This is a genomic window from Haliscomenobacter sp. (genome assembly GCF_041740695.1).
Taxonomy (GTDB): domain Bacteria; phylum Bacteroidota; class Bacteroidia; order Chitinophagales; family Saprospiraceae; genus Haliscomenobacter.
This window is the reverse complement of record NZ_JBGSLK010000110.1, coordinates 19,912-27,082: the sequence shown is the minus strand read 5'-3', so window position 1 is coordinate 27,082 and position 7,171 is coordinate 19,912. Positions and strand designations below refer to the sequence as shown.

6 protein-coding genes are annotated in these 7,171 nt (G+C 46.1%); 4 read left to right on the top strand and 2 right to left on the bottom strand.

The annotated features are described in order from the left end of the window. Positions 1–52: 52 nt before the first annotated feature. Positions 53–916: an AAA family ATPase gene (locus tag ACEW9O_RS22045; protein ID WP_373552372.1), complete on the bottom strand. Its 864-nt coding sequence runs from the start codon at positions 914–916 to the stop codon at positions 53–55. Positions 917–1,303: 387 nt separating this feature from the next. Between ACEW9O_RS22045 and ACEW9O_RS22040 the strand changes: the two genes are divergently transcribed. The 4 genes from ACEW9O_RS22040 (at position 1,304) to ACEW9O_RS22025 (ending at position 5,750) form a co-directional block, all read left to right on the top strand. Further along, complete coding sequence (locus ACEW9O_RS22040; RefSeq protein WP_373552371.1) at positions 1,304–1,600, top strand: hypothetical protein; 297 nt, start codon at positions 1,304–1,306, stop codon at positions 1,598–1,600. An 8-nt stretch (positions 1,601–1,608) separates the two neighbouring features. Continuing rightward, positions 1,609–2,166, top strand: a complete 558-nt coding sequence (locus ACEW9O_RS22035; protein WP_373552370.1) for a nucleotidyl transferase AbiEii/AbiGii toxin family protein — start codon at positions 1,609–1,611, stop codon at positions 2,164–2,166. 155 nt (positions 2,167–2,321) lie between these two features. Next, entirely contained in the window at positions 2,322–4,631 is a 2,310-nt protein-coding gene (locus ACEW9O_RS22030) for a c-type cytochrome (RefSeq protein ID WP_373552369.1), read from the top strand. A 30-nt stretch (positions 4,632–4,661) separates the two neighbouring features. Then, positions 4,662–5,750 carry a Gfo/Idh/MocA family oxidoreductase gene (locus ACEW9O_RS22025; RefSeq protein ID WP_373552368.1) on the top strand — a complete coding sequence of 363 codons (1,089 nt, stop codon included), beginning with the start codon at positions 4,662–4,664 and terminating at the stop codon, positions 5,748–5,750. A gap of 171 nt (positions 5,751–5,921) precedes the next feature. On the opposite strand, the gene ACEW9O_RS22020 is transcribed toward ACEW9O_RS22025, so the two are convergent. Continuing rightward, the gene (locus tag ACEW9O_RS22020) at positions 5,922–7,067 is read right to left on the bottom strand and encodes a site-2 protease family protein (RefSeq protein WP_373552367.1); all 1,146 of its coding nucleotides are present in this window, start codon (positions 7,065–7,067) and stop codon (positions 5,922–5,924) included. Positions 7,068–7,171: the final 104 nt, after the last annotated feature.

The window sequence follows — 7,171 nt, the reverse complement described above, 5'->3', positions numbered from 1 at the left end:
GCAACGCTGGTCTGATGATGGTTGCGATAAGATGATCAAACTTAGGGTCGCTTTACGCAGCCAAAAATTCGATCTCATCACTAATATTTTCAGGAAATCCGCAGCTTAATGATGAGGTGCGACAATTTGAATTACACCCTGCAAGAGTGATATAATTTGTGTTCCCATTTGGGGAAAACAACGGATCGTATTTCGAATTTAATAAATTTAATTCATTTTGTGTAACTTGATTAACTCTCACTCTATTGAGAAGTTCTATAAATTCTTTTTCATTTTGTCTATAAATTTTTTTAAGCTCAATATAGACAGGCTTATTATTTTTGATAACTTTCGAGCTAAAAAAGAAAGGGCTTTCATAAAAACGCCCTAAAATATCCCATTGCTCAAAATCAGCGATTGGGGGTAATTGAAATGTATCCCCAATGAGAATTACTTGAACGCCTCCAAAGGGTTCGTTTTCTCTTTTTCTAAAAACCCTTAAAAGTCTGTCAACTACATCGAGTAAATCACAGCGAACCATGGAAATTTCATCTATGATTAAAAGTTCTAATCCTCGTATAATTTCAAGCCTTTCTTTAAAGTAGGTGAAATGGTTATATATCGTACTTCTATCTTCATCCTGTGGATCAGGTAGGATTCTTAACCTTTTGTCGTTCGGAATATAAACGCTAGGTCTAATTTGAAAGAAAGAATGAATTGTTTGCCCGCCCGCATTTATAGCCGCCACCCCTGTCGGAGCAAGAACTACTGTATTTTTAGTAGTCGTTTCTTTTAAATATTTCAAAAAAGTAGTTTTCCCAGTTCCCGCTTTGCCAGTTAAATAAATAAGTCGATCCGTATGCTTGACAAAATCTGAAGCATAGTTAAATTCAACATTAGTTTCATCCAATTCTATGTTGTCAATTACAGTCGCCATTGTATATCTATTGTTAATGATTTAACCATTTTGGATTAGCTATCTAACCCAGATTATCCGCCTTTTTCTAGGCACGGGTTACTAAAATGTATTGAGTCTTTACTGCCAATGATTATAGCCTGAAAATCCGTTTCGATTATCGGAAGATTTTAGCTCGAATGGAACTTAAAGAAGCAATAAAAGCAGTAGAATGGTGAATGTAGAAAGGTAGGCCTCAATAGAATACCCAAATATATAATTGCTTTAACAATAATGCAAACAACTCAGTCGATATTTTTCCTGTGTAATACTTCTGAAGCAATATTCTTCAAAATCAACCGACTTCTTAATCCAAATTTCCTTTACTTTTGTAGTAATGACTCAACCATTCGACAGACTCAATTTCTCATGACCAGTACCTTGCAACTTCCACCGATTCTATTCTGGGACATCGACGCCAGTAAGCTCGACTACGATGCCAAGGCACGTTATGTTATTGGCCGAGTTGTTATGTATGGAACTTTGGCAGACTGGCAAGCCATTCTGGCTTATTACGGATCCGAACGCGTCAGAGATGAGATGTTGCAAGAGCGCTACCTGGATAAAAAAACCCTGAATTTTTTGAGCTTCTACTTTGAAAAACCTAAGTCAGAATTTCGATGCTACATACTTCAACAGTCTACCCCACAACATTGGGACTATTAAAAGAACTTATGCAATTGCCTGCTTTAGCGGAGTTCAATTTGGCTGGAGGTACTGCGCTTGCTTTACAAATTGGGCATCGAATATCCGTGGATCTAGATTTTTTCGGCGATGTCAATTTTGAGCCTATCGAAATTCTAGATGCTTTACAGGATATAGCAGAAGTAAGTATAATCAGCCAAAGCCGTGCAATTCTGATACTAAATACCAGTGGCGTTAAAACTGATTTTGTACGCTATCGATATCCGTTGTTACAACCTGTGAACGAGATTGACGGCGTAAGGCTTTTATCTACACTGGACATTGGTGCAATGAAGCTTGCCGCCATTACCAATCGTGGCCGCAAAAGAGATTTTTTCGATCTGTTTTTTTTGCTTCAAACCTATACGCTTCGTCACCTATTTGATGCGTACAATGCCAAATACAGAGATGGTTCTGAGTTTCTAGTGCTCAAAAGCGTCACCTATTTTGAAGATGCTGAAGAGGATGATGTACCTGCTGTTTTTGATACTTCTTTGAGTTGGGAACTAGTCAAAAAAACCATCGAGAAAGAAGCCAAGAAGCTTTAAATTCATAAACTGTTAGCACGGAAGAGACTTTCATCAAAATTGTAAAAGTTATACCAGCACAAATTTCCCAATTTTATATAATTTGCTGAGGTCTTTTGCTCCGGTTCCACATAAGGAATTAAAGTGAGTTACAACAAACTATCAAACAAACAAAAATGAGAAGGAATACCATTCTATTCTGCCTATTGGCATTTTTTGTACTGTATGCCTGCAAAGTTCAAAAGGATACCCAGCTGGCCAGCACCCAAAGTCCTGCACCAACAACTGCCGTAGTCAGCACCAACGATAGTATCAATTTGCCTCCAATCGCTCCTTTTTCCATTGAGCTGCTGAGCCCTGCTCAAAGCCAAAAAGCATTCATTGTTCCCAAGGGTTACCACATGGAATTGGTGGCCAGTGAACCCATGATCACCGAGCCTGTAGTGATTACCTGGGACGGCGACGCCAAAATGTACGTTGCCCAAATGGAAACCTACACCCAGGATGCCGACGGCACCGGAACCAAAGAAAAAAAGAGCCGGGTAATCCTCCTGGAAGACACCAACAACGATGGCAAAATGGACAAACGTTCGGTTTTTATCAAAGATTTAGTCTTGCCCCGGATGCTCCTTTGTGTCAACCACGAACTACTGGTCAATGAAACCGACACCTACGACATTTACAGCTACAAAGACACCAACGGCGATGGTGTAGCCGACGAAAAAAGAGCCGTGTACTCCGTAGGAAAAGTAGCTCCCGGGAATTTGGAGCACCAGCGTAGTGGCCTGGATTGGAACCTCGACAATTACATCTACCAAACCGTTGACCCCGTTCGTTTTCGCTACGTCAATGGCATGCTCCAGCCGGACTCCCTGCACAGCGGCTCCAATGGCCAATGGGGATTGACGCATGACGACTATGGCCGTTTGTTCTTTAGCCGGGGTGGGGGCGAAAACGCGGGTTCCGGTTTTCAAATCAATCCGAAATACGGCGCTTTAGAGTTTGCGGATGCCTACAGTGAAGAAAAATTCAGCCCGGTATGGTCCAGCATTGCCAATCCCGATGTACAAGGTGGCCCCAAAAGATTGCGCAAAGACAGCACCCTGAATCACTTTACCGCAGCAAACGGCCAAGCCATTTTTAGAGGCGACCGCCTTCCCGCTGACTTGGTTGGCGATTACCTGATCAATGAGCCAGTAGCGCGCATCGTCCGGCGGGCCAAAGTGATCAACCGTGGGGGCAAAACTTACCTTGAAAATGCTTACGAGCGCCAGGAATTCATCGCCAGTACCGATTTTTTCTTCCGCCCGGTCAATTTATACACTGGCCCAGATGGCCTCCTCTATGTGGTGGACATGAACCGAGGCATCATTCAGGAATCCAACTGGACGCGCAAGGGGAGTTTTTTGCGCAACAAAATTGAACAATACGATCTGGCAAAATACAATCAGCGTGGCCGGATCTGGCGGCTGGTACACGATGATTACCAACCCGGCCCCAAGCCAAAAATGCTGGATGTTCCGGCCAGCACATTGCTGCCTCACCTGGATCATGCCAATGGTTGGTGGCGGGACAATGCCCAAAAACAACTGATCTCGTTGGGCGACAAATCGGTTATTCCTGCCCTGAAACAAATGGCGCTCGGCCAGCAAGGCGCACTGCCCAAAGCACCTTCAGCCCTGGGGCGTTTGCATGCCTTATGGACTTTGGAAGGCTTGGACGCCATCAGCAAAGACTTGCTCAGCGCTGCGCTGAAGGATAGCGATCCTCAAATTCGCCGGGCCGCGATCTGGATTGGTGAAACCTACATCAAGCAGAATGATGCCGAGCTGATTGCCCAATTGGGTAAAATGACCACTGATCCAAATGACGATGTAAAAGTCCAGTTGCTTTTGTCTTTAGGCTCCAGTAAAAATGCCCAAGTTCAAAAAATCGCCCAGGATATCTTGAGCCAAAACGCCAACCATGAAATGCTCCGCAGCAGCAAGGCCAGCATGGACAAACACGAAGATTTTAAATTGTATGGCCGCCGCCTGGGCAGTTTCGCGGCTTCCGATCGGAAATTGCTCCTCGAAGGCGCTCAGATTTACCAGTCGATGTGTTCGCCTTGCCACGGTGGAGATGGAAAGGGTTTGGCCAGTAACGCTGCTCCAGTTTTGGTGGGTTCAAAACGTTTGCATGGAGATAAATCAAACGCTATCCGCATCCTCCTGCACGGACTAAAAGGGCCAATCGAGGGCAAAACCTTCCTTAGTGAAATGCCCGCCATGAAAGACAATACGGATGAGTGGGTTGCCGCCGTTTTAAGTTATGGACGCTATGAGTTTGCCGCCAACCAAGGTGCCGCTGCCCGCAATAAAGCCCTGATGATGGTACAGCCAGAGGAGGTAAAAAAAATCCGAGACCAGCACAAAAAAGTGAAAAAAGCCTGGACGGTGGAAGAATTGGAAAAATTGGCCCCAACACCACCAGCACCAGCTAGGTAGCTATAAACATTAACCCACAAAAACAGTAGCATGAAAATGAAACGTCGCGACTTTTTGTCCAAAACAGCCATGGCGGGTGCCGCTACGCTGTTGTCTTCACCGGCCTTGTTTTCGGGCAGCTTTCGACCCAAAGACAAGCTGGGCATTGCCCTGGTGGGCCTCGGTTACTACAGCACCGACCTGCTCGCTCCAGCGCTGCAACTGACCGAAAAGGCCTACTTGGCAGGTATTGTAACGGGTACCCCAGCAAAGGCCGAAACCTGGAAAAAGAAGTACAACATCCCGGACAAAAACTGCTACAACTACCAAAACTTTGACCAAATCGCCAATAATCCCGACATCGATGTGGTGTATGTAGTGCTGCCTCCATCTATGCACCGCGAGTACGTGGTGCGGGCGGCCAAAGCGGGCAAACACGTATTTTGTGAAAAACCCATGGCCCCTTCCGTAGCGGATTGTGAAGCGATGATCAAAGCCTGCAATGACAACAAAGTCAAACTCGCCATTGGCTACCGCTGCCAACACGATCCCAATATTCAGGCTTACATGAAAGTGGCCAAGGAACAAAAATTTGGCAAGGTGAAAATGGTGACCAGCGCCGCCGGATACTTCGACGGGCGCACCAACCACTGGAAACAAAACAAGGCCCTCGGCGGCGGTGTGATGGGGGACATGGGCGTGTATGCGCTACAAGGTGCCCGCCTGGCCACGGGGGAAGAACCGATTAGTGTGTTTGCCCAGGCTTCGACTACCCGTCCAGAAATTTACAAGGAGGTGGAAGAAACGATGATGTTCATGTTGGAATTCCCCAGCGGTGCGCGGGCTTCCTGCCAAACCAGTTTTGGCATCAACATGAATTACCTCCAGATCAATTATGAAAAGGGCTGGCTCAAAATGGAGCCCCAGTCTGGTTACAATGGCAACAAAGGCAGCATGTCGGATGGTACGATCATCAATTTTGCGATCAAAAGCCAACAGGCCAAACAGATGGATGAGGATTGTGCAGCGCTGATGGCGGGTACGGATTTAATCGCGCCGGGAGAAGAGGGGCTGCGGGATATTCGGGTGGTAGAAGCGATTTACAAGTCCGTGAAGACCGGGAAGGTGGTGAAGATATAGGCCCTAAGGTGTCTCTATGGTGTCTTAAGTTTCTTAGGTGGTAAAAAAGAAAAAACCTGCGTAGCAGGGTATATTTTCACCACCTAAGAAACCTAAGACACTTAAGGAATCACCTCAGTAATGATGCGCCAGAGGCGCTTACAAGTATCGAGATTTGGGATGCCGAATGTTTCAATCCTTCCCAAACCACTTCCGCCCCTTCATCCTTTTCTTCAAATCCTGCGAAAAATGGTGTTCATCCAACACTCCCACCAAACGATTCCAGGGATTGTAAACCGGGAGTGCGCCCACATCCGAAACTTGCAGAATCCCAAAAGCCTGCCGCAAATTTTCGGCACTCACCAAAGGATAAATATCGGGCAACATGTATTTGCTCACCGGGGCTTGTAAGTCCTTTTTTTTACGCGCATCCAAGAGTTTAAATTCTGGCAGTACGCCCATCAGGTTTTGCCATTGGTCGAACACCAAAAAATTCCGTTCCAAACCTTCGGCATAGATGTTCAAAACTTGTTGCATGCTATCGTCGAGGTAGACCCGCGAAAAATTGCCCCGCATCAATTGATCCACCTTGAGTTTGCCCACCATGTTCTCCATGCGTACCGAGCGGTATTCATTTTCGGCGGTAAACAAGATGAATAGTCCAATCAGGGCATACATCGGATTGCTTTGCCAGATGCCCCAGGCGATCATCCCCAGCGCTAACAATTGACCAATACGTGCTGCAATCATGGTGGCATTCAGACGGCCCAGGCCAATCGAAAGTAGTGCCCGCAAAATCCGGCCGCCATCCATCGGAAAGGCTGGGATGAGGTTGAAGGTGGCCAAAATGACATTGAGCCAGGCCATAAAAAAGATGAAACGGTCAAAATTGGAGTAGTCGTTCAGGAAAAAATTGCCTTTGGCAAAAACCACCCCGTTCATGATTTCCCAGCGTTGATCGGGAGTAAATCGGAACAAGTAGAGACTAAAAAGCATAGCCAGGGCAACATTGACCAAAGGCCCGGCAATGGCGACCCAAAATTCGTGGGCAGGTTTTTCGGGCAAGTGATCCAGTCGGGCGACCCCGCCAATGGGCAACAAGATGATGTCCCGCGTATTGACGCCATAGCGCCGAGCGGTAAGGGCATGTCCAAACTCGTGCAAAACCACTAAAAAGAACAGCACCAGTACAAAAATCCCCGACCACAGCATCGCGGTTTTGTCCCAATCGGTATCGTATCCTGCGTACAAAACATAGCCCAATACCAGGACAAAAAAACTCCAATGTACCCGCACCGGTATGTTGAAAACGCGGGCAATGCGAAAGGCTCCAGTCATGTTTTTAGTTGAGGAGTTGTCGCCGACTCTAAGTTTTATAAAGTTGTTGCGACAAATAGTTATACAAATTACACCATTTTGTGTTTACGACCAGCGGCAGAGCC

What these genes read in the sequence shown, in the direction of transcription:
- ACEW9O_RS22045 (WP_373552372.1), bottom strand. Translation starts at nt 916, where the DNA reads ATGGCGACTGTAATTGACAACATAGAATTGGATGAAACTAATGTTGAA.
- ACEW9O_RS22040 (WP_373552371.1), top strand. Translation starts at nt 1,304, where the DNA reads ATGACCAGTACCTTGCAACTTCCACCGATTCTATTCTGGGACATCGAC.
- ACEW9O_RS22035 (WP_373552370.1), top strand. Translation starts at nt 1,609, where the DNA reads ATGCAATTGCCTGCTTTAGCGGAGTTCAATTTGGCTGGAGGTACTGCG.
- ACEW9O_RS22030 (WP_373552369.1), top strand. Translation starts at nt 2,322, where the DNA reads ATGAGAAGGAATACCATTCTATTCTGCCTATTGGCATTTTTTGTACTG.
- ACEW9O_RS22025 (WP_373552368.1), top strand. Translation starts at nt 4,662, where the DNA reads ATGAAAATGAAACGTCGCGACTTTTTGTCCAAAACAGCCATGGCGGGT.
- ACEW9O_RS22020 (WP_373552367.1), bottom strand. Translation starts at nt 7,067, where the DNA reads ATGACTGGAGCCTTTCGCATTGCCCGCGTTTTCAACATACCGGTGCGG.